The sequence below is a fragment of the Methylocella sp. CPCC 101449 genome (assembly GCF_031921685.1).
Taxonomy (GTDB): domain Bacteria; phylum Pseudomonadota; class Alphaproteobacteria; order Rhizobiales; family Beijerinckiaceae; genus Terripilifer.
The window spans coordinates 513715-534340 of record NZ_JAPDHU010000002.1; the positions used below are offsets into that span (position 1 = coordinate 513715).

Genomic DNA, 20626 nt, shown 5'->3' on the forward strand with positions numbered 1-20626 from the left:
AATAGGGCGCAAGGCTTGAAAGTCTAGGGGTGGCAAAAAGTTTCACCACCGGCTGCGGCGGTTCTTGTATATGGAACAGCAAATGGCAGACGCGCGGCGGGGCCGGCATCTGCCATTTCGAGGGATGGAACGGATCAGGCTTCCGCTTGGGCGCACTGCGTCTTCGGCCGGGCACCGAAAGCCAGCAGGCTCAGGCTCGCCATGGCGAAGGCGCCCAGCACGCCATAAAGCATCACCCAGCCGAAACCGTCGATGAGAGCGGCTTGCAGACCGGCGGCGGGCAGGGTGCCGCCATGCAGCTTTCCGGCGGCCACCTCTTCGGCGAGGGCGCGCAAGGGTGCGCCCGTCAACGCGCCGCCGAGCTTGTCGCGCAGGGAAGCAAGCGTGCCCTCGGTGAGGATGAGCCCCATGACGGCGATATTGATGGCAAGCGTGATCATGCGCGCCGACAGATCGATGCCCGAGGCCATGCCGGCGCGTTCGCGCGAAACCGAGCCCGTGGTGGTGTTGGTCACCGGCGTATTGACGCTGCCAAGTCCGGCGCCGGCGATCGCCGCGCCGAAGAGGACCAGCGCGGCATTGGTCTTGAGGCCGAGGAACATGATCAGGAAGCCAAGCCCGATGATCGCCAGCGCGGCGGGAATGACGCGCGCCGCCCGATAGCGCAGCGCCAGCCATTCGCCGATCGGCGGGAAGATCAAGGTCGGCAGCGTATAGGCCAGGAGCGCCAGACCGGAAGCGACAGCGCTATAGCCGAGGCCGTAGTTAAAATAGAGCGGCAGATAGATCATGAACGGCCAGAAGGCGAAGTTCATGCCCATGCAGCCAAACAGCGCGCCGGAAAAGGCGCGAATGCGGAAGACCGAAAAGTCCACCATCGGCCGCTCGACTGTGGTTTCGACATACAGGAAGAGCGCGAAAGCCAACACCGCACCAGCGAGAATGGCCAGCGCCGTAAGGCTGCCAAAGCCGAGGCTGGCGCCTTGCGTGATGTAGAAGGCGAGACCGAAGACCGCGAGAGACAGTGTCACGATGCCGGCGAGATCGAGCCGCCCAGCGTCGGGATCGCGCGATTCCTTCACGGTGGCATAAGCCAGCGCGATGGAGACGATGGCGACAGGACCGTTGACCAAAAACACCCAACGCCAATTGGTGAACTCCACCAAGAGCGATCCGACCATCGGGCCAAAGCCGATGCCGGCGCCGGCGATGACGCCCCAGACGCTGAAAGCGATGCCACGCTCACGCGCATTTTCGAACTGATGCGAGATCACGGCCAAGGTGGCGATCAGCATCGTGCTGCCGCTCATGCCTTGCAGGGCGCGGCCGATGATGAGGGTGGCGGTGTCGGGGGCAAAGCCGCAGACCAGCGAGGTCAGCCCGAACAAGGCCGTGCCGATGATGAACAGGCGCCGCCGGCCGAAGCGGTCCGCCAGGGTGCCCGCCGCCATCAGCATGGTGTTCACGGCGATGGTGTAGGCGTTCATGATCCATTGCATGTCCGTAAACGACGTCTGCAAGGCGTTTTCGATGCCGGGCAGGGCGGCGGGCACGGCCGAAATCTCAAGGCCGAACATGAATGAGCCGAAACAGACGGCGACGAGCGCCGTCAGGCTTCTTCCAGAAAAACTTTGGGGCATGGGGTGGTCCTTTCGCCCTCGCATGTAAAACTTGGACGAAAGGACAGAAGCTGGCAGTAATAGAACCTTATGTCCTAAAAATTGGACGATGCGATGCTTGACCTCAACGATCTCAGATTATTCGTGCAAGTGGCCGATCACGGCGGATTCGCTGCTGCGGGGCGGGCCCTCGCCATGCCGAAGTCGACCTTGGCCAAGCGCATCGGCGACTTCGAGACCCGGCTCGGCCTGCGCCTGTTCCAGCGCCATGCCCGTCAGTTTGCCTTGACCGAGATCGGCCGTGAGCTTTACGAGCGCGCCCAGGCCATGCTGGTCGAGGCCGAGACGGCGGAGGCGTTGATCCAGGGCCGGCTGCATGAGCCAGCGGGCCTGGTACGGTTCACCGCGTCTGTCCTGGAAGCCCAAACCCTATTGACCGATCTGCTGCCGGAATTCGCCGTCGCCCATCCAAAAGTGTTTCTGGAGCTTGATGCCACCGATCGTCTCGTCGATGTCATCGAGGATGGCTTCGACTTGGCCTTACGTACGCACTACGGGCCCTTGCCGGATTCAAGCCAGGTGCAGCGGCGGCTTGGCGTCTCGTTCAACCATCTGGTCTGTGCGCCGTCCTATCTAGAAGGCCGGCCACGGCCCAACTCTCCGGCGGAGCTGGGCGGACATCTGGGCATCTGGTTCGCCTTGAAGACCAAGGCGCTGCCCTGGCGATTCTACGATGATCAGGGGCGGTCATTCGAGGATGCTGCCGCCATGCCGTGCTGGCGCTTTGTCTCCAACGATCCGGCGACCCTCTTGAATGCCGCCATCGCTGGGCTCGGCATCGCCTCCTTGCCGGCGCGCATGTGTGCCGGGGCGCTCGCCAGCGGCCAGCTCGTTCGCTTGCTGGAGGGCTGGCATCCAGGCGGCCCAACGCTGACCCTTTTGACGCCCCATCGGCGCGGGCAACTGCCGGCCGTACGGGCCTTGTCCGACTTTCTGGCGGCGCGGCTCACGCCCCTGTTGGCGAAAACGCATGTTTCCTAATTGTTTGGAAAGATGTCGCGCCACCGGCGCATGTTTCGCGGCAATGCGAAATCTAAGGTGAAGGAACCCTTTCGGATCGCAGCATCCCTGTTGCGTCCGTGCAACAGCCTGAAAATGATTCAGATTACGACGCGAAACGCCCTGATCTATGCCCCGTTTGTGCCATAAACCGCTCGCTAATCAGTAGGGTGCAGTGAGAGCGGTAGTTGATCGCATCGTCAAGGCAATGAAACACTCATTCGGCGCGGAATCGCGTGGCGATAGATCAATTGGAATTGGGACAGCGTTGATGGACGCGTGTGGGTTCAGCAAGACGGAGTTTCCTATTCGGTCCGGGCGCGAGGGATCGACCCGCGAAGGATCGGCCTTTGTGTCGCGCCGTTCTCATTTCATTGCGATGGGCTGGGGTTGGGTCAACGTTTGCGGGGATCTGCCATGATGGCTTTTCCGGCTCACCACTCCATCCGTTTCTATTGCAGCATCGCGCTGCTTGGCGCGTCGGTCGTCATTACGCCGGCTCGTGCGCTCGATTCCGAACCGACGCCGCCGGGCTCGGCCACCGCCGCTCTGCCGGTGTTCAAGGATCCGATGGCGGCGCTGCGCGAAGGTCTTGCTGGCTATCGCGCCGGCAATTTCGACGCCTCCGTACGCGCGCTGCGTTATGCTGCCGAAGGCGGTCAGTCGATGGCGCAATGGAAGCTCGGCCAGATGTACGCGGCTGGCGACGGCGTGCCCCACGACGACATCAAGGCCTTCCAATATTTCTCGCAGATCGTCGCCTCCTACGACGAGGACGCTTCCGACCCGCGCGAGATTCCGTTCGTCTCGAGCGCCTTCGTCTCGGTCGGCAATTACAATCTGCATGGCTTGCAGACGTTGAAGCGCAATCCGCGCCGCGCCTTCCAGCTTTTCCATTACGCCGCCACCAATTTCAGCGACGCCAACGCCCAGTACAATCTGGCGCGCATGTATCTCGACGGCGACGGCATCCCGGCCGATCCGCGCCAGGCGACCCGTTGGCTCAGCAACGCCGCCGAAAAGAACCACATGGAAGCGCAGGCGTTGCTGGGCAACATGCTCTTCCAGGGCCTCAACGGCCTGCCGCGCCAGCGCCATCGCGGCCTCATGTATCTGACCCTGGCGCGCGAAGCGGCGGGCGACCGGCCGGAGAACCGCTGGATCGTCGATCTCTACGACACCGCGATTCGCACCGCCGATGACTTCGACAAACAGGCGGCGCATATCGAGCTGAGCCGCCAGCTCGCCAAGCGCTCCCGTTAAAAAGCGCTCCCTTTAATTCATTCGTTTTATCAAGAGCCTCCGGGCGACTTCTCGCCCTCGATTTCAATGGCTCGTCCGTCACCGATCTTGCCGCTGATCTTCTTGTAGAACGTGAGATAGCGCGCGCCATCCGGCGTTGCGACCGCCGCAGCGATACGTTCAGGCAGATCGGGCGCGCCACTGGCGAGACCTTGCAGCACCGCCGCGTGCAACGTCGCGAAGCGCTGGAAATCCGCGCCGAGCTGGTCCTGCCGGCCATGCAGGGCATAGAGCGGCTGCGGCTCGCTTTTGCCCTTCAATGCAAAGGCGCCGAGTTCGACAAACCGATGCGCTGACGCGGCGGCCCGGATTGCCGCCGAGGCGACGATCGATACGCCCAATTCCTTGGTCGCCGTCTCCAGCCGCGCCGCGACATTTACCGGATCGCCGACGATCGAATAATCGAAGCGCTGGTCCGATCCCATATTGCCGACGAAGACCGGTCCGGCGTTGAGGCCGATGCCGACGGCCAGCGGCACATGCGAACGGCCTTCGGCCTCGGCCTGTGCCTGCAACACCGCGTCGATGTCGGGAATGGCCGCCTGCATGGCAAGCGCCGCCGCGCAGGCCCGGTCGGCATGATCGGTCACGATCAGCGGCGCATTCCAGAACGCCATCAGCCCGTCGCCGATATACTTGTCGATCGTGCCACGCTCAGCGAGTACGGCGCCCGTCAGCGGCGTGTGCAGGGCGTTGAGAAAACGCACCACGCCCTCGGCATCGAGCGTCTCGGCACGCGCGGTGAAATCGCGCGCGTCGGAAAACAGGATCGACACCTCGCGCGTATCGCCGCCGAGTTTGAGGCGGGACGGATCGGCGGCGAGCTGTTCGATGACGCTGGGGCTGAGATAGCGCTGGAAGGCGCCGCGCACGAACCGCTTCTCCTGTTCGCTCTGCCGATAGACGACGAAGGTGACGCCGAGATAAGTGGCGATCCACGACGCGCCGGGAATGACCGGATCGAACAGCAGGTCTTCGTAGCGGAACAGATACCAACTGCCGAGCACACAGACGCAGAGCAGTAGGAAAGCGGCGAGCGCCGCCAAAGTCGGCGGCAACCGTCGTGCCAGGAAGGCGACGGCGAGGCCGCCGATGAGCAAAGCAATGGCTTCGGCGCCCAGCATCCAATCGGGCCGCGCCAGGCGCGAGCCGGTGAGTGCATGTTCGATCAGCTCCGCATGCACTTCGACGCCGGGCACCGCACTGTCGATCGGCGTCGAGCGCAAGTCGGAGAGGCCGGCGGCGCTCGAGCCGACGAGCATGATGCGCCCCTCAATCTCATCGCGATCGACGCCGCCTTCCAAAATCTTCCACACCGGCAGCACGCGGCCCGGCTGCGATCCGGCGAAACGGATGCGCACGCCGCCATCCCGCTCGGTGGGGATTTCGGCATCGCCGATCTTCACGGCGACGATGGAGGTGCGGCCGCCGAAATTGGTCTCGCCCGAGGCATTGCTTGCCTTGATGACCGGCGTGTCGGTGCGGAAGGCGACGCGCAGCGCTTCGCCGGCGAGGCTCGGCACCAGGGTTTTCTCCGGCCCGTCGCCGATGGCGAAGACCAGCGGCACGCACCGCAGGATGAGATCGACATCGGGGATGTAGTTGATGGCGCCCATGCCGGCGGCCGCTTCGCGCAGATGCGGCAGCGGCAGGATCATGCCGCGAAAGAACGGTAGCGCCGCCGTTGGATCATCACCCAGGCGGACGAATTGCGTCTTCATCGGCGCGCTGACGTCGGAAGGACGATTGGTCAGCGCCATGCCGATCACCACCGGCTGGTCGCGGAAGGCTTTTTCAAGCGGGTCGGCGTCGAGCGTGCCGCTGTCGGCGAGCGTCTTTTGCAGCGCATCGCGTTCCGGCGAAGCTGGCAGCAGCGACAGCACTTCGCGGGTCGCGAGCCGGTCGGGCTCGGCGAACAGGCTGTCGTAAGCGACGACGGCGGCACCTTGTTCTATGAGTTTGTTCGTCAGCTCGGCGAGCCGCTGACGCGGCCACGGCCATTGGCCGAGGCGGGTAAGAGAAGCATCGTCGATATCGACGATGCGCACCGGCAGATCGGGCGACCAGGGGCGCGGCGCGAGCTGCTGGAATTCGTCGAAGACGATGTTGCGCAGGCGCTCCACCGGCCGCGTGCCATTGAGCAACACGCCGACGATGAGCCCGATGATGACCGGCGTCAGCCCGACCAGCCACAGCAATCCGCGTCGCGCCGTCTTGCGGCCGGTGGCCTCCGTCGCGCGCGCTGGCTGTGGCTTTGCCAATCAGGGCCTCAGTTGAGTTCGATGCGCACCGGCACGTGGTCCGATGGCTTTTCCCAGCCGCGCACATGTTTGTCGATCGTGGCGGAGGAGAGACGGTCGGCCGCCTGCGGCGACAGCAGCAGATGGTCGATACGGATGCCGTTGTTCTTCTGCCAGGCGCCGGCCTGATAATCCCAGAAGGAATAGAGCCCGGCTTCGTCGGTCGTGGCGCGCACCGCTTCGGTGAGGCCGAGATTGATCAGCCGGCGAAAGGCGGCGTGGGTCTGCGGCAGGAACAGCGCATCGTTGACCCAGGCTTCCGGCGTCTTGGCGTCTTTGGCCTCGGGGATGACGTTGTAGTCGCCGGCCAGAACCAGCGGCTCCTCGTAGGCGAGCAGGGATTTGGCGTGGCGGGCGAGGCGATCCATCCAGGCGAGCTTGTAGGCGTATTTCTCGGTGCCGACCGGATTGCCGTTGGGCAAATAGATCGAGGCGACGCGCACGACGGTGTCGCCGTGCGGCACGATTGCTTCGATGTAGCGCGACTGCTCGTCCGCATCGTCGCCCGGCAGACCGCGCGTCACCTCGATGGGCGCCTTCGACAGAATGGCGACACCGTTGAACGTCTTCTGGCCATGCACGGCCGCGTTATAGCCGGCGCTCTCGATCTCGGCCCTGGGGAAGGCGTCGTCGGTGCATTTGATTTCCTGCAGGCACAGGACGTCGGGTTCCTCTTCCTTGAGATAACGCAGGAGATGATCGAGGCGCTGACGCACCGAATTGACGTTCCAGGTGGCTATGCGCACAGGCGAAATTCCGGTTTCTGTTGGTCGAGATTCTAGAGTTCGGGCGAGTGTAGCCGGTTGCGCCGCGCCTTTCAGCCCCAGCGCCGATGCGCCCACATCCATTGTTCGGGGTGGGCGCGTACGGCGTTTTCGATGGCACGGTGCAAATTGGCGGTGGCGGTGGCCACATCCGCGTCGATATCGTCGGTGACCGGCACTTCGATGCGGATCAGGCCGGCACGGAACCGCACGCCTGGCAGCCGCACCACCCATCCCGCGAACAGGGGGATGCCAAGCCGTCGGGCGGCGATGGCCGGAAATGGAGAACTGGGGGCCGGCCGGCCAAAAAACGGCACGGGCAGGCCGAAATTGTCGCGCAGATCGACCATGGTGGTAATGGCGCCGCCATGGCGGGCATGTTGCAGCAGCTTGCGGGCCGCGCTCTCATGCTTGGCGATCAGGCCGCCGGGATAGAACGGCGCCCGCAGGCGGTAGACATAGGCGTCGATCAAAGGATTCTTGATGCGCTGGAAGACGCCAGCCGTGTTTGCCCCCGTCACGACCAGGCTGGCCGAACCGAGTTCCCAATTGCCCAGATGAGGGGCGCAGGCGATGAAACATCTGTCGGCTGGGAGCAGATCCGAGAATTTACTTTCAAGCTCAAGCCGACCTTCGTCCATGATGGTCTTGAGATGGAACGCCTCGGCGAAGACCCGGCCGAGATTGTCCCACATGGCCCGCACGATCGCCTCGCGCTCGGCCTCGGTCTTTTCCGGCAGGGCAGCTTGCAAATTGGCAAGTGCCCGACGGTGCCGGCTCGACCAGGGCGCGAACATCCGCCAGCCCCAGCCCATGGCGTTGGAAGCGGTTTCCAGCGGCAGCGCCCGCACGAGCGCCACCATGGCCCGGAAACAGGCATATTCAATGCGATGCTTGAAGCGAGGGGCGGGCGGAGGCGTGGACAAAGAGGGCGGCACCGGGGTTCGCGGCGTGCCGCGTTGACTCGATTTCGTCAAATCCATAACGGTGAGCGGAATCGCGCACAATATGCGCTCTCAGCGCTTTTTGTGTCGGCCTGGATAAATACATCGGAAACAAGCGTGTGCGCGACCGCCTGATCCACGTTTTTGTGCCTCTGGCCGGCTTCGCGGCGCTCGTCGGGGTGGGGCTTTTCGCCCCCAAACTGGCCGATGTCCTCAATCTGGCGCTGCCCTTTTTCGGGCTGATCGTCATCGGCTACGTCTGCGGAAAGCTGTGGGATATTCCCGAGGCCGGCCTCGCCTGGATGAACACGTTCATCGTCTATGTCGCGCTGCCGGCCCTGTTCTACAATCTGATCGCCGCCACGCCCATCGCCGAACTCGCCAATTGGCGTTTCATCGCGATCACCACGAGCTGCACGGCGCTGGCCTATGCCTTCGGTTTCGGCGTCGGCTGGTTCGGCAGCGGCCGCCGCCTGGAACAGGCGACGATCCAGGGCGTCGCCTCGGGCTATTCCAACGTCGGCTATATGGGACCGGGGCTGACGCTCGCGGCCTTCGGCCCGGCCTCGGTGGTGCCGACGGCTTTGATCTTCGTCTTCGACTCGACCTTCTTCTTCACCATCGTGCCGTTGCTGATGAGCCTGTCGGCCGGCAGCCACGCGACCAAAGCTGAAACCGCCTGGCTGATCGCCCGGCGCGTCTTCACCCATCCGTTCAACGTGGCCACCGCACTCGCCATCTTCTCGGCGGCGACGCAGATCCATCCGCCCGTGCCGGTCGAGAAACTGCTCACCTTCCTGCAAAACGCCGCGGCCCCTTGCGCGCTCTTCGTCATGGGCGTGACGGTGGCGCAACGTCCGGTCAGACGCATCTCCGGCGAAATGCCGCTCTTGCTTCTGTGCAAGCTGGTGCTGCATCCGTTGCTGGTGTGGGTCGCCATGTCGCTGCTCGGCGACTTCGGCCGCGTGTGGACCTTCACCGCCGTGATGATGGCGGCGCTGCCGCCGGCGCTGAACGTCTTCGTGATGGCGAGCCAGTACAACGTCTATGTCGAGCGCGCCTCGAGCCTGATCATGGCCGGCACGATGATCTCGGTGGTGACGGTGACGGGGCTGCTCTATCTGATCGCCGTGGGCGGCGTGCCGTATCGATTGTTTGGGTAGGGAACCCTCGGCGGATCGGCGAATTGAGGTTATTCGATCCTCAGCTTTGAATCCGCAAAGGGATATCGCGCGCGTGACCCCGGCCGCCCAAACAGTTCTCGATCAACTGCAAGGTCAATTGCGTTCCGCTTCCGTAGCGACGGCTGGAGGATTTCGGCCATCGGAGGATCCGGTCACGTCATGGTTTTGTCGTGGGGTCGGCCATCGCGGCGAAGGGCTTCCTGAATGGAAGGGCGAAGCGATGTTCCCACTCTTGCAGGTTCGCATCGACGAGCTGCCCTATGTGCCCGAACAACTCAAGCACGTGTCGCTCCTGGTTCTGTTTCATAATCTGCGCAGCCATCCGTTCGACCTGCCGCACGGCGATGGCTGGTTGATCCGAGAATATACGACGACGGACAATCTCGTTCCGTTACCCGCTCTCGATCATCCCTATAAAGCCTTTCCTATTCGCTGGTCGCGCATCGATGATGATGCACCGGGATGGGAAGACGCTTGGAGCCTGCTCGATTTGTCGGCTGTCAATGAAGACGACAGCGCGTCAGACGCTTTCTTCGGCGGGTTCAATCGCTATTCCAACACCAAGGTCGGCGGCTATCCGAAAGAAATCCAACACGCCGTTGGCCTGAATGATTTTGTCTTTCAGGTCGGGTCGGAAGAGAAGGTCAACTGGATGTGGGCCGACAATGGCATCGGCTATTTTTTCCGCTCGTCGGCGGGAGAGTGGCGATGGTCCTGCCAGTTTTACTGACAGCGCGAACGCTATGACCGTCCAGAGTGCCGCTCCACCATATATCGCCCCGGCGATGTACCAAGCGCCTTGCGGAACATGGTCACGAAACTGGGCATGCTCTCATAGCCGAGATCGGCCGCGACCTGCTGAATGGAGGCGCCGCCGGCGAGCCATTTGACGGCGAGCATTACGCAGAGCTGCTGGCGCCAGCGGCCAAAACTCATGCCGGTCTCTTGATGGATGAGCCGTGCCAAGGTGCGCTCGCTCAAGCCGGCGCGCTTCGCCCAGACGGCGAGCGTGGCGCGATCCGCCGGCGCGTTCATCATCAGGTCGATGATCCGGCGCAGACGATGATCGTTGGGCATCGGCAGATGCAGATCCTCGATCTGGGCGACGGCGAGTTCATCGAGCAGGACCGACACCAGGCGGGAGTTCGCTCCGCCTTCCTCATAGAGCAGCGGCAGATTCGCGGCGCGGGTCAAAAGCGCGCGCAGCAGCGGCGTCACCGACAAGGCGCAGCAGGTGCGCGGCAGGTTTTGGCCGACGGCCGGATCGACGAAACCGTTATAGCCTTCGAGCGCGCCCGCCGCCGTGGCCTTGACGGCATGGAGCGCGCCGCCGGGAATCCAGACGGCGCTGCGCGGCGGCACGATCCATAGCCCGCCTTCCACCTCGCAACTCAGCGCGCCGCGCTGCACGAGAATGATCTGGCCCTTGGCGTGGCTGTGGAAGCCGAGTTCGATGCCGTCGAAATCCTCGGTCACGAAACCATAGGTGACGACCGGGCGCGGCACGTCGTCCGGCTCGATCCAGTCTGACGGTTTGGAGAGTTCGGTCAGGATCGGCATGAGCGGCCTTCGCGTTTCGGTTTGGCAGAATTGAATAATATTCTGTCTGAATTTCGGAATGACGCCAAATATGCGGTCTCTTATCCCTTTGCGGCCAGCCGGTCGAGACCCACCGGCGCACGCGAAAGGACATGCCGTGAACTCACTGACCGAGGGCCTTGTCGCTGATACCCTGGACAAGCTGCACCGGGACGCGGAGGCCTGCGACCGCGAACATATCGAAGCGATGATGGCGGTCATCGAGGTACCGGGCGGTTCGCCCGAACAGGCGATCGCTGGCATGTTGGCGCAAGAGCTGGTGGATTATCGGCGTGTCTATCGCGACTATGCCGCCAATTTCCTGGCCGTCTCGCCGAAATACGGCCGCTTCCTCTACGCGATCGCGCGCGCCTGCAAGGCGAGGCGGGTCGTCGAGTTCGGCACCTCAATGGGCATTTCGACCATCTATCTCGCCGCCGCGCTGCGCGACAACGGCGGCGGTCACCTCATTGGCAGTGAGCTTGAAGGCGCCAAGGTGGCGCGGGCGCGCGCCAATCTGGCTGCCGCCGGCCTGGACGATCTGGTCGAGATTCGCGAAGGCGATGCGCTCGAAACGCTCAAGGATGTCGACGGCACGGTCGATCTGTTGCTGCTCGATGGTGCCTTCTCGCTTTATCTGCCTGTGCTGAAAATGATCGAGCCGAGGCTGTCGCCCGGCGCGGCGATCCTCGGCGAAAATGCTTTCGACCCAGCCTATCAGGACTACGTCCGCAAGCCGGCGAACGGCTACCTCTCGCGCGCGCTCGCGCTGGACGAGGGACGTGGCAACGAATTCACCGTGAGGACCGCACGATGCTGCTGAGAGAAGCCCCAGAACGTGCCACCACCAAAACGCCTGGCCGGCTGAGCCGCGCACTGCTGCGCATGCTGATGAAACAGGCGACCGTCGTTGCCAGCGAGCCGTTGAGCGACCGCTTCGCGCTGATCACGCTTGAAGGCAAGGCATTGCAAGACGTCACCTGGGTGCCCGGGCAGAAAATCCAGATCGCGATGGGCTCGGCCTTCGTCGCGCGCACCTATACGCCGATGGATTGGAACACCGTGGCCGGGCGTACTCGTATTCTTGCCTTTACGCATGGTGAGGGGCCAGGCAGCGCGTGGGTTCGTAACGTTCGACCGGGGGATGTGTGTGATCTCTTCGGACCGCGCAGTTCACTTGACGTGCGCCAGACGACCGGGCCGCTGGCCGTCTTTGGCGACGAGACGTCCATTGGGCTCGCTTATGCGTTGCTGCGCCAGGATCGCACGCGATCGGTCATGTGCCACTTCGAAGTGGGAGATCGCGAAGGCGCATCGCAGCTTCTCGAAAAGCTTGAGATCGGTCCGGCCGCCTTGTTCGAACGACAGGGCAACGGCACGCATATCTTGGAGATGGAGGCCGCGCTCCAAGCGCAGGTCGACGACGGCGCCACCTTCGCGCTGACCGGACAGGCCGGCACCATCCAGCGGCTCCGCCAAGGCCTGAAGCGGCAAGAGGTGCCAGCGGCGCGCATCCTCACGAAAGCCTATTGGGCGCCCGGCAAGACAGGCCTGGATTGAGCGCGCTGATCAGGCTGGCGCATCACATCCGGCGCGCCCACACCTGGCAGCACACCCTCGCGCATAGCGAAGCGACGCAGCGGCGCGATGGTGGTGAGCGCAGCCATGCCGGCGGCGCGCAATATATCGACAGGCAGGAAGCCAGCGAGCAAAGTGCGGTCGAGGAGATCGACGGCGATCTGGCGTGACAGCACGTCGCCGTGGCGCGCGCGTTCATAGGCGTCGAGCACATGTCTTGCGCCCGCATCGTCCGGCTGCAAGCGTTCGATATATTCGGCGAGATGGGCGACGTCGCGCAGGCCCAGATTAAGGCCTTGCGCGCCAATAGGCGGAAACACATGCGCGGCTTCGCCGACGAGTGCCAGACGCGGCGCAGTCATCGCGCGCGCGCTCAGACCCTGGATCGGAATGAAGGCGCCGCGTCGCGCCAAAGTGATCTTGCCGAGCAGATGGTAGCTCTGCTTTTCGATGGCACGCGCCAGGTCCGCATCGCTCAACGCGCGCAACTGGTCGGCGTGTGCCGGTCGCATCATCCACACCAGGCTTGAGCGATGAGTGGAGGTCTCGGTGGCGGGTAGTGGCACGAAGGTGCAGGGACCCTCGCGCGTATGAAATTCCGTGGAGGCATCGCCATGGGCGATGGCGTGGTCGAGCAGGGCAGTGAAAGCCACTTGCGGATAGGCCCATTCGCGCACGCCAATGCCGGCCGCCGCGCGGGCCGGCGACGCCCGCCCGTCGGCCGCGACGACGAGCTGCACCTCGATCGTCTCGCCGTTGGCGAGGCCGACGCGGCAGCACTCGGCTTCGAAATCATAACCGGTGACGAGATCGTGCCGGCGCCGGACGTTGGGCTCTTCCGCCAATGCGGCTTCGAGTGCGCGGGTGAGGTCGGCATTCTCGATGTTGAAGCCGAATTGCTCGAGCCCTGTTTCGCTGGCTTTGAAATCCGTGGGCCGATGGGCGAAGAGTGAGCCGGTATCGTCGACGATGCGCATGGTGGCGAGCGGCGCCGCACGCGGCGCGATCCTGTCCCACACGCCAAGTGCTGCGAGAAACCGCACCGAGCCGTCAAACAGCGCCACCGTGCGCGCGCTTAGCCTATCGTCGGCGGGGCCGGCGACGACGATCCGTTTGCCGAGGCGCGCCAGGGCCAGGCCGGCAGCGAGGCCGGCCGGTCCTGCTCCGGCGATGAGAATATCCGCGTCCATGCCCCAGACTTAAAGCCTCAGGTCGCCTTTGGCGAGCCGGCATCAAGTCGCGGGGACAGCGGAAATTTGGGGCGACCCGGAAAAGGGCGCTGGAGATTATAGAAACCAGTCCTCCAGTCGTCTCCTGAGCATGCGCCGCTCTTCCTCCAGCGAGTGTATGCGGCGGGCCGCTTCGAACGAGATCACATTCGAGCGGCGTTCGGTAAATTTGATGCCGGCCCGGGTCTCGTTGAGCCAAACCATTTGTGCCGGTCGACTTTCGCCTTGCTTGTGAATGGCGATTTCGAAAGTGCCCGGAAGGTTCGAGGTATTCGCCATCGCGATCAATGCGCCGTTATGAGATAAATCGCGGACTAGGCATTCCAGGGTGGAATTTCGTTGGTTGAATGCGATCAAACCGCGAAGATAAGTCCGTCTGCGTTGCTGCTGCCTTCTATCCCCCATGCCCTTGATCCATTTCGCTACGCTCGTGTTGCGATAGGTTCATCTGAGCAACAATCGGGCCACGATCTGTTAAGGATATTTGGCTGCTCGGTGCCGTTCCCGACGCTAAACTGTGGTGCGCAACCACGACACAACGTTTTGCCACATGCCCCTGGTTCCCGGATCACGCTTCGCGTGTCCGGGAACCAGGGGCATGTGGTAGAGCTTGCTAGGCTTCCTTGAAGCCGTAGTCGGGAATGCCCTGTTCGTTGCCGTAATATTTATAGGGCAGGAACTTGCCGGACATGCCGATTTTCACGCGGTCGCCCTTCGGATTGGGTTCGCGTTCGAATTCAATGTTGAAATCGATCGCCGACATGATGCCGTCGCCGAATTCTTCCTCAATCAGAGCTTTCCAGGCCGGGCCATTGACCATCACCATTTCATAAAAGCGGTAGATCAGCGGATCGGTCGGCGGCATCGGCGTGCCGCCGCCGCGATAGGGCACTTCGTTGAGCATGCGCTTTTCGTTCTCGCTCAAACCGAAGAGCGTGGCGGCTTTCTCGGCCAAGGGCTTCACCAGTTTCATCTGGCCGAGCAGGGCGCCGATGACGAGCACTTCCGACATGCCGCCGATTTCCGTGGTGATATACTTCCACGTCCAGCCCCTTTCGCGCTTGATGTCGAGAATTTTCTCGGTGAGTTCTTCGCGTTTCATGGATGTCTCCTTGTGAAGTGAAAGTTTTTTTACGCAGGAATGCGTAAGGGGATGGGGCTGCCCGCAGTCGGCTGCACGACGGGCGGATGTTTCTTGTCGTAACCGATGGGCTTCTCGTCGCGGAACGTGCGCGAACGCGTGACGAGGAAGTCGATGAGGTGATTGCGCAGCGGGTAATAGTCGGCGGCTTTGTGCAGATCGATGCGGCGGCGCTCGCGCGGCAGCGGATTGGCGACTACTTCCGCTACCATCGCTTCCGGCCCATTGGTCATCAGGATGATCCTGTCGGCCAGAAAAATCGCTTCGTCGACGTCATGGGTGATCATGAAGGCGGTCTGGCCGGTGTCAATACAGATGCGCCGCACCTCGTCCTGCAAGGAGCCGCGCGTCAGCGCGTCGAGCGCCGAGAACGGTTCGTCCATCAGCAGGATTTTCGGTTCGATCGACAAAGCGCGGGCGATGCCGACGCGCTGCTTCATGCCGCCGGACAGTTCCGCCGGCCGCTTCATCTCGGCGCCCTTGAGGCCGACCACGTCGATGAAGCGCATGGCATGGGCATTGACCTGTTCGCGGCTCCAGTCGCGCCATTTCGAGGCCACCGCATAAGCGACGTTGCCGAGCACCGTGCGCCACGGCAGCAGCGCATGGCTCTGGAAGATCACGGCGCGATCGAGCGACGGGCCTTCGATGGCGTGGCCATCGACGACGGTGACGCCGGCATCGGGCAGTTCGAGGCCGGCGAGCGTGTTCAACACTGTCGTCTTGCCGCAACCGGAATGGCCGATGATGCAGGCGAACTCGCCTTTGCCCATGCGGAACCAGAAGTCGTCGAAGATCGTCGTCGTGCCGCCGCCGGCTTTCGGATAGCGCCGGGCGATGCCTTCGATGGAAATGAATCTGTCGTTCACGGCCTCACTCCGGATAGGTGACGAGCCGGCCGACGAAGGCCAGGATTTGATCTAACATCATGCCCATCAGGCCGATGACGAGGATCGAGATGATGACATTGGTGATCGACAGATTGTTCCATTCGTTCCACACGAAATAACCGATGCCTGTGCCGCCCACGAGCATTTCAGCGGCGACGATGACGAGCCAGGCGATGCCGATGGAAATGCGCATGCCGGTGACGATGGTGGGCGCGGCGGCCGGCAGGATGATGGTGAAGGCCTTGCGTAAAGGGCGCACTTCCAAAGTCCGCGCCACGTTCAGCCATTCCTTGCGGGTCGAGGCGACGCCGAAGGCGGTGTTGACCAGCATCGGCCACACCGAACAGATGAAGATGACGAAGATCGCCGAGATCGACGAGTCCTTGATCGTATAGAGCGCCAGCGGCATCCAGGCGAGCGGCGAGATCGGTTTCAAAATCTGGATGAACGGATTGAGCGCTTTGTTCATCAGGGGCGACATGCCGATCAGAAAGCCGATCGGCAGGGCGACGAGCACGGCGATCGTATAGCCGGTCAGCACGCGCAGCAGCGAATAGGCGAGCTGGATGCCGATGCCCTTGTCGTTGGGGCCGCGATCGTAAAACGGCTCCTTCAGATGTTTCCAGATTTGCGAGCCGACATCGAGCGGGCCGGGCATGGCGGATTTGCCCTGCGTCGTCGTCACGCCCATCAGGCGCGCATATTCCGGATCCATCTGCTCGACGGATTTCGTGCCCTGGGTGCCAAGCTGCCAGACGAGCAGGAAGCCCGCCAGCAGCAGCACCGAAACGAGCAGGGCGCGTGCATTGAGAGACAAAGTCATCGGCTCAACTGCGCTTGATGGCGAAACTGTTGATATATTCGGTGGGCTTGGCGGGATCGAAGCTCTTGCCCATCACGACGATCTTCTTGGAGCCGGGTGTTGGCGGCGCAAGACCCGCTTCCTGCATCAGTTTCGCCGTATCAGTTTCGAGGAACACCTGCGAGGCCACGGCCTTGTAATCGACATCGCCCTTGATCTGGCCCCAGCGCTTCATCTGGGTCAGAATCCACACGGCGAAATCCTGCCAGGGGAAGGGATCGAAATCGATGCGCTTGGGATCGCGCTTCACTTGGCCCAAACCATCCGCATAGGTGCCGGTCAACACCTGTTCGACCACGGTGACGGGCTGATTGAGATAATTCGCCGGTGCAATCGCCTCGGCGATCTGCTTGCGGTTCTCGGCCTTGGTCGCGAAAGCGGTGGCGTCGATGATCGAGCGCAGCAGCGCCGCATAGGAATTCGGCGCCTGGGTGATGAATTCGCGCGAGGCGGCGAAGGCGCAGCAGGGATGGCCGTCCCAAATCTCCTTCGAGAGGATGTGAATGAAGCCGACACCGTCATAGACGGCGCGCTGGTTTACCGGATCGGGCGCGAGGAAGCCGTCGATATTGTCGGCGCGCAGATTGGCGACCATTTCCGGCGGCGGCACGGCGCGGATCTGCACATCGGTATCGGGATCGATGCCGTGCTCGGCGAGATAATAGCGCAGCAGATAGTTGTGCATCGAATAGTCGAAGGGCACGGCGAATTTGAAGCCCTTCCACGATTTCGGATCGCGCTTGTCCTTGTGTTTCATCGCCAGCGTGATCGCCTGGCCGTTGATATTCTCCACCGCCGGCATCGTATAGGGGATCGGGTTCGAGCCGATGCCAAGCGAGATCGCCAGCGGCATGGGCGAAAGCATATGCGCGGCGTCATATTCCTTGTTGATGGTCTTGTCGCGGATCACGGCCCAGCCGGCGGCTTTGTTCACCTCCACGTCGAGGCCGTGCTTCTTATAGAACCCCAGCGGATCGGCCATGATGATTGGCGTGGCGCAAGTGATCGGAATGAACCCGACCTTGAGCGCCTTCTTCTCCAGGCCGCCGGTCTGGGCGAAGACCTCGGTCGCGGCGGCGATCGGGAAGATCGACGAAAGAACGGTGGCGGCTGTCGAAGTGCCCACGGCATCGAGGAAGCGCCGGCGTGACAGATCGTTGGGGAAGATCGCCTTCATCACCGCCGTTTCGACGGTGCGGCGATAGCTCTCTTCCGGCGCCGCATCGGCCGGGCTGCAGGTGAGTTCAGCGTCATGCGCTGCCTGGGAGACATGGCGGCCGCAGCCGCAGCCGGAAAGTTTCGAAGTCGCGTCGAACGGGTTCTTGAACAAAGCCATGGTTGCGCTCGCCTTCTGAGAAATCTGCCTCCCAAACGAGCAACCGGTGTGCCAGATCGAGCGCGCTTGCGAAAATCCAGTGGGCTGATGCACTTAGCGCTGGAAAGCGCCGTGACGGACTGGTACGGAATTTCGTAGTCTTACGAGATTGCGCAATGAACATACGAAATATCGTAGATCTGCCCGATGCCCATCCGGAGGTCTCTCTCGGCCTCGCTTTCGAGCACGGCGCCGAGCCGGTACTGGTGATCGATCCGCTGGAGGATCGGATCATCGACGCTAATCCGCGCGCCGCCGCATTGCTCGGTTACGGCCGATCGGACTTGCGCAGCATGCGGGTGAGCGCGCTGCATCCCGGCCAGCTTCCGGCGCTCATCGTCTTCAGCCAGGCGGCGCTATTGAAAGGCCGCTACTGGACCCAGGCCCTGTCGCCGCGCCACGCCGACGGCAGCCAGCTCAGTCTCGAATATTCCGCCGCCGTTCTGCCGACCTCGGCAGGCCAATGGTTGCAGATCGCTTTACATGACATCGTCGAGCGCCAGCGCCGCATGGTCGATCAGGAGGCCGATCTGTTCATGCGCAGCGGCATTGCCGAATGGCAGCGCGCCGAGCGTTTCTTTCAGGATATCGAACGCGAGAACCGGCTGATCCTACGCGCGGCGGGCGAGGGCATTTATGGCGTCAATGCCGAGGGCATCACCACCTTCGTCAATCCCGCCGCCGAGCGCATGCTCGGCTGGACGGCGGAAGAGCTCGTCGGCCGCGACATGCACGCCACCGTCCATCACACCCACGCGGACGGTCGCCACTACGTCAATCACGATTGCCCTATTTATGCGGCCTTTCGCGACGGCACCGTGCATAAGGCTGATACGGAGGTATTCTGGCGCAAGGACGGCACGCCGTTCCATGTCGAATATACCTCGACGCCGATCCGCGAACGTGGCGGCCTGCTCGGCGCGGTGATCGTCTTTCGCGATATCACCGTGCGGCGCGAAAGCGAGGAGCAATTGCGCGGCGCGCTCGCCGAGGTCGATCATCTGCGTGAACGCCTGGAGCGCGAAAACGAATATCTGCAGGAAGAAATCCGCATCGAGACGCGCCATCGCGGCATCATCGGCCGCAGCGCCGCCCATCAGAAGATCATCAGCCAGATTGAACTAGTGGCGCAGACCGATGCCACGGTTCTGATCACGGGCGAATCCGGCACCGGCAAGGAGCTGATCGCCCGCGCCATTCACGAGGCGAGCCGCCGCTCGAGCCGCCCGCTGATCCGCGTCAACTGTGCCGCTATTCCCAGAGAATTGTTCGAGAGCGAGTTCTTCGGCCACGTCAAAGGCGCGTTCACCGGCGCCATCCGCGATCGCATCGGCCGTTTCGAACTGGCCGATCAGGCGACCCTGTTTCTCGACGAGGTCGGCGAAATCCCGCTCGAACTACAAGGCAAGCTGCTGCGCGTCTTGCAGGAAAAGCAGCTCGAACGCGTCGGCGAGGAACGCACGCGCAATGTCGACGTGCGCATCATCGCGGCCACCAATCGCTCGCTCAAGAGCGACGTGAAGGCTGGGCGCTTCCGCGAGGATCTTTACTACCGCCTCGACGTGTTCCCGATTGAATCGGTGCCCTTGCGGGAGCGGCTGGAGGATATTCCGCAGCTTGCCCAGCACGCGCTCGAAGGGGCGATCCGCAAGCTCAATCTGCCGCCGATCACGCTCACCAAGGCCGATATCGACCGCCTGATGCGCTATGACTGGCCGGGCAATGTGCGTGAGCTGGAAAATGTCATCGAACGCGCGGCGATCCTGGCGTCCAACGGCCGCCTGCGTATCAGCTTGCCGGAAGCGCGGGCCGGGCAGGGCGCCTCGGTACCACAGCCTTCACAGGTGCGTCTGGTGCGCGAGGACGAGCGCAAGCAGCGCGATCGCGACAATATCGTTGCGGCACTGAATGTGGCGGGTGGACGGGTGTTCGGCGCCGATGGGGCGGCGGAACTGCTTGGCATCCGGCCGACCACTTTGATTTCGCGGATGAAGGCGTTTGGCATCAAGGTTTAAGCGCGCGGCTTGCGCAAAGCCGCGAAGCGCCGCACCTTGCCCCTTGCTTTACACCCGATGCTCATGACCGACTCATCATCCTCTCAACGCGGCCTGGCCTGGCTGGTTCATATTTTCACTGCGTCCGGCGCCGCCTGCGGCTTCCTGGCGCTGGAGCGCGCGGTGGCGCAGGATTTCGTCAGCACGTTTCTATGGCTCGCCGTGGCTCTGGTCATCGACGGCATCGACGGCACCTTCGCCCGTGCCGCACGAGTGCGTGAAGTCCTGCCGATCATCGATGGCGATACGCTCGATCTGGTGGTCGATTTCCTCACCTATGTGGTTGTGCCGGTGGTGGTTCTGGTGCATGCGCCGCTCTTGCCGCGCCCCTGGGCTCTGACATTGGCGGTTATCATCCTGATCGCCTCGGCGCTCTATTTCGCCGATGGCCGCATGAAGACGCCGGACAATTGGTTCCGGGGCTTTCCGGCCATCTGGAACGTGCTGGTGTTCTATCTGCTGGTCTTCCAGCCGACGGCGCCCGTGACGGCCCTGATCGTTCTCGTCGCAGTCGTCCTGATGTTCGCCCCCATCGTCTTCGTTCACCCGATGCGGGTGAAACGCCTGCAATGGCTGACCGGCGCGGTGCTGCTCGCGGGGTCGGCGGCCGCCGGTCTCGAGCTGGCGACGAATTTCGCCGGCCCCTGGTGGAGCCGGGTGGTGCTGCTGCTCGGCGCTGCTTATGTCATCCTTCTGCCGCTGACCCGTGGTTCGGTCTGGGCGGAAAGCAAAACCGTGAAAGAGTAG

Annotated in this window: 19 protein-coding genes; 8 read left to right on the plus strand and 11 right to left on the minus strand. The window is 62.9% G+C overall.

Annotation, left to right across the window (positions count from 1 at the left end):
- Positions 1-134: 134 nt before the first annotated feature.
- Positions 135-1640: an MFS transporter gene (locus tag OIM99_RS13070; protein ID WP_311850853.1), complete on the minus strand. Its 1506-nt coding sequence runs from the start codon at positions 1638-1640 to the stop codon at positions 135-137.
- Positions 1641-1733: 93 nt separating this feature from the next.
- Between OIM99_RS13070 and OIM99_RS13075 the strand changes: the two genes are divergently transcribed.
- Positions 1734-2660 carry a LysR substrate-binding domain-containing protein gene (locus tag OIM99_RS13075; RefSeq protein ID WP_311850854.1) on the plus strand — a complete coding sequence of 309 codons (927 nt, stop codon included), beginning with the start codon at positions 1734-1736 and terminating at the stop codon, positions 2658-2660.
- 438 nt (positions 2661-3098) lie between these two features.
- The gene (locus tag OIM99_RS13080; RefSeq protein ID WP_311850855.1) at positions 3099-3941 is read left to right on the plus strand and encodes a tetratricopeptide repeat protein; all 843 of its coding nucleotides are present in this window, start codon (positions 3099-3101) and stop codon (positions 3939-3941) included.
- 29 nt (positions 3942-3970) lie between these two features.
- On the opposite strand, the gene OIM99_RS13085 is transcribed toward OIM99_RS13080, so the two are convergent.
- The 3 genes from OIM99_RS13085 to OIM99_RS13095 form a co-directional block, all read right to left on the minus strand.
- Complete coding sequence (locus OIM99_RS13085) at positions 3971-6241, minus strand: adenylate/guanylate cyclase domain-containing protein (RefSeq protein ID WP_311850856.1); 2271 nt, start codon at positions 6239-6241, stop codon at positions 3971-3973.
- 8 nt (positions 6242-6249) lie between these two features.
- Positions 6250-7026 (minus strand): exodeoxyribonuclease III, encoded by a 777-nt coding sequence (xth, locus tag OIM99_RS13090; protein ID WP_311850857.1) that lies wholly within the window; start codon positions 7024-7026, stop codon positions 6250-6252.
- A gap of 71 nt (positions 7027-7097) precedes the next feature.
- Positions 7098-7970, minus strand: coding sequence for a hypothetical protein (locus OIM99_RS13095; RefSeq protein WP_311850858.1), 873 nt, complete (start codon positions 7968-7970; stop codon positions 7098-7100).
- A 137-nt stretch (positions 7971-8107) separates the two neighbouring features.
- Between OIM99_RS13095 and OIM99_RS13100 the strand changes: the two genes are divergently transcribed.
- Both OIM99_RS13100 and OIM99_RS13105 read left to right on the plus strand, forming a co-directional pair.
- A complete protein-coding gene (locus OIM99_RS13100) occupies positions 8108-9151 on the plus strand; it encodes an AEC family transporter (RefSeq protein ID WP_311850859.1) in 1044 nt (347 codons plus the stop codon).
- A 241-nt stretch (positions 9152-9392) separates the two neighbouring features.
- The gene (locus OIM99_RS13105; RefSeq protein ID WP_409371514.1) at positions 9393-9902 is read left to right on the plus strand and encodes a DUF1963 domain-containing protein; all 510 of its coding nucleotides are present in this window, start codon (positions 9393-9395) and stop codon (positions 9900-9902) included.
- A gap of 11 nt (positions 9903-9913) precedes the next feature.
- On the opposite strand, the gene OIM99_RS13110 is transcribed toward OIM99_RS13105, so the two are convergent.
- Entirely contained in the window at positions 9914-10732 is an 819-nt protein-coding gene (locus OIM99_RS13110) for a helix-turn-helix transcriptional regulator (protein WP_311850861.1), read from the minus strand.
- Between the two features lie 136 nt (positions 10733-10868).
- Here OIM99_RS13110 and OIM99_RS13115 point away from each other — a divergent pair, with 136 nt between their 5' ends.
- On the plus strand, positions 10869-11573 hold the full coding sequence (locus OIM99_RS13115; protein ID WP_311850862.1) for a class I SAM-dependent methyltransferase: 705 nt from the start codon (positions 10869-10871) through the stop codon (positions 11571-11573).
- Entirely contained in the window at positions 11564-12310 is a 747-nt protein-coding gene (locus OIM99_RS13120; RefSeq protein WP_311850863.1) for a siderophore-interacting protein, read from the plus strand. Before OIM99_RS13115 ends, OIM99_RS13120 begins: the two co-directional genes overlap by 10 nt.
- On the opposite strand, the gene OIM99_RS13125 is transcribed toward OIM99_RS13120, so the two are convergent.
- The 6 genes from OIM99_RS13125 to OIM99_RS13150 all read right to left on the minus strand — a co-directional run bounded on the left by OIM99_RS13125 (position 12277) and on the right by OIM99_RS13150 (position 17786).
- A complete protein-coding gene (locus tag OIM99_RS13125; protein WP_311850864.1) occupies positions 12277-13518 on the minus strand; it encodes a UbiH/UbiF family hydroxylase in 1242 nt (413 codons plus the stop codon). The genes OIM99_RS13120 and OIM99_RS13125 overlap by 34 nt on opposite strands.
- A gap of 96 nt (positions 13519-13614) precedes the next feature.
- Entirely contained in the window at positions 13615-13962 is a 348-nt protein-coding gene (locus tag OIM99_RS13130) for a PilZ domain-containing protein (RefSeq protein ID WP_311850865.1), read from the minus strand.
- 208 nt (positions 13963-14170) lie between these two features.
- Positions 14171-14659 carry a cyanase gene (gene cynS / locus OIM99_RS13135; RefSeq protein WP_311850866.1) on the minus strand — a complete coding sequence of 163 codons (489 nt, stop codon included), beginning with the start codon at positions 14657-14659 and terminating at the stop codon, positions 14171-14173.
- 29 nt (positions 14660-14688) lie between these two features.
- Positions 14689-15567: an ABC transporter ATP-binding protein gene (locus tag OIM99_RS13140; RefSeq protein ID WP_311850867.1), complete on the minus strand. Its 879-nt coding sequence runs from the start codon at positions 15565-15567 to the stop codon at positions 14689-14691.
- Positions 15568-15571: 4 nt separating this feature from the next.
- Positions 15572-16411, minus strand: a complete 840-nt coding sequence (gene ntrB / locus OIM99_RS13145; protein WP_311850868.1) for a nitrate ABC transporter permease — start codon at positions 16409-16411, stop codon at positions 15572-15574.
- Between the two features lie 4 nt (positions 16412-16415).
- Positions 16416-17786 (minus strand): CmpA/NrtA family ABC transporter substrate-binding protein, encoded by a 1371-nt coding sequence (locus OIM99_RS13150; protein ID WP_311850869.1) that lies wholly within the window; start codon positions 17784-17786, stop codon positions 16416-16418.
- 155 nt (positions 17787-17941) lie between these two features.
- On the opposite strand from OIM99_RS13150, the gene OIM99_RS13155 reads away from it, so the two are divergent.
- Both OIM99_RS13155 and OIM99_RS13160 read left to right on the plus strand, forming a co-directional pair.
- Positions 17942-19840 carry a sigma 54-interacting transcriptional regulator gene (locus OIM99_RS13155; protein ID WP_311850870.1) on the plus strand — a complete coding sequence of 633 codons (1899 nt, stop codon included), beginning with the start codon at positions 17942-17944 and terminating at the stop codon, positions 19838-19840.
- A gap of 63 nt (positions 19841-19903) precedes the next feature.
- Positions 19904-20626, plus strand: coding sequence for a phosphatidylcholine synthase (locus OIM99_RS13160; protein WP_311850871.1), 723 nt, complete (start codon positions 19904-19906; stop codon positions 20624-20626).

Bases quoted from the DNA above. Each gene is read 5' to 3' on its own strand.
- OIM99_RS13070 (WP_311850853.1), bottom strand. From the start codon at position 1,640: ATGCCCCAAAGTTTTTCTGGAAGAAGCCTGACGGCGCTCGTCGCCGTC.
- OIM99_RS13075 (WP_311850854.1), top strand. From the start codon at position 1,734: ATGCTTGACCTCAACGATCTCAGATTATTCGTGCAAGTGGCCGATCAC.
- OIM99_RS13080 (WP_311850855.1), top strand. From the start codon at position 3,099: ATGGCTTTTCCGGCTCACCACTCCATCCGTTTCTATTGCAGCATCGCG.
- OIM99_RS13105 (WP_409371514.1), top strand. From the start codon at position 9,393: ATGTTCCCACTCTTGCAGGTTCGCATCGACGAGCTGCCCTATGTGCCC.
- OIM99_RS13110 (WP_311850861.1), bottom strand. From the start codon at position 10,732: ATGCCGATCCTGACCGAACTCTCCAAACCGTCAGACTGGATCGAGCCG.
- OIM99_RS13120 (WP_311850863.1), top strand. From the start codon at position 11,564: ATGCTGCTGAGAGAAGCCCCAGAACGTGCCACCACCAAAACGCCTGGC.
- OIM99_RS13125 (WP_311850864.1), bottom strand. From the start codon at position 13,518: ATGGACGCGGATATTCTCATCGCCGGAGCAGGACCGGCCGGCCTCGCT.
- OIM99_RS13130 (WP_311850865.1), bottom strand. From the start codon at position 13,962: ATGGGGGATAGAAGGCAGCAGCAACGCAGACGGACTTATCTTCGCGGT.
- cynS (WP_311850866.1), bottom strand. From the start codon at position 14,659: ATGAAACGCGAAGAACTCACCGAGAAAATTCTCGACATCAAGCGCGAA.
- ntrB (WP_311850868.1), bottom strand. From the start codon at position 16,411: ATGACTTTGTCTCTCAATGCACGCGCCCTGCTCGTTTCGGTGCTGCTG.
- OIM99_RS13150 (WP_311850869.1), bottom strand. From the start codon at position 17,786: ATGGCTTTGTTCAAGAACCCGTTCGACGCGACTTCGAAACTTTCCGGC.
- OIM99_RS13155 (WP_311850870.1), top strand. From the start codon at position 17,942: ATGAACATACGAAATATCGTAGATCTGCCCGATGCCCATCCGGAGGTC.
- OIM99_RS13160 (WP_311850871.1), top strand. From the start codon at position 19,904: ATGACCGACTCATCATCCTCTCAACGCGGCCTGGCCTGGCTGGTTCAT.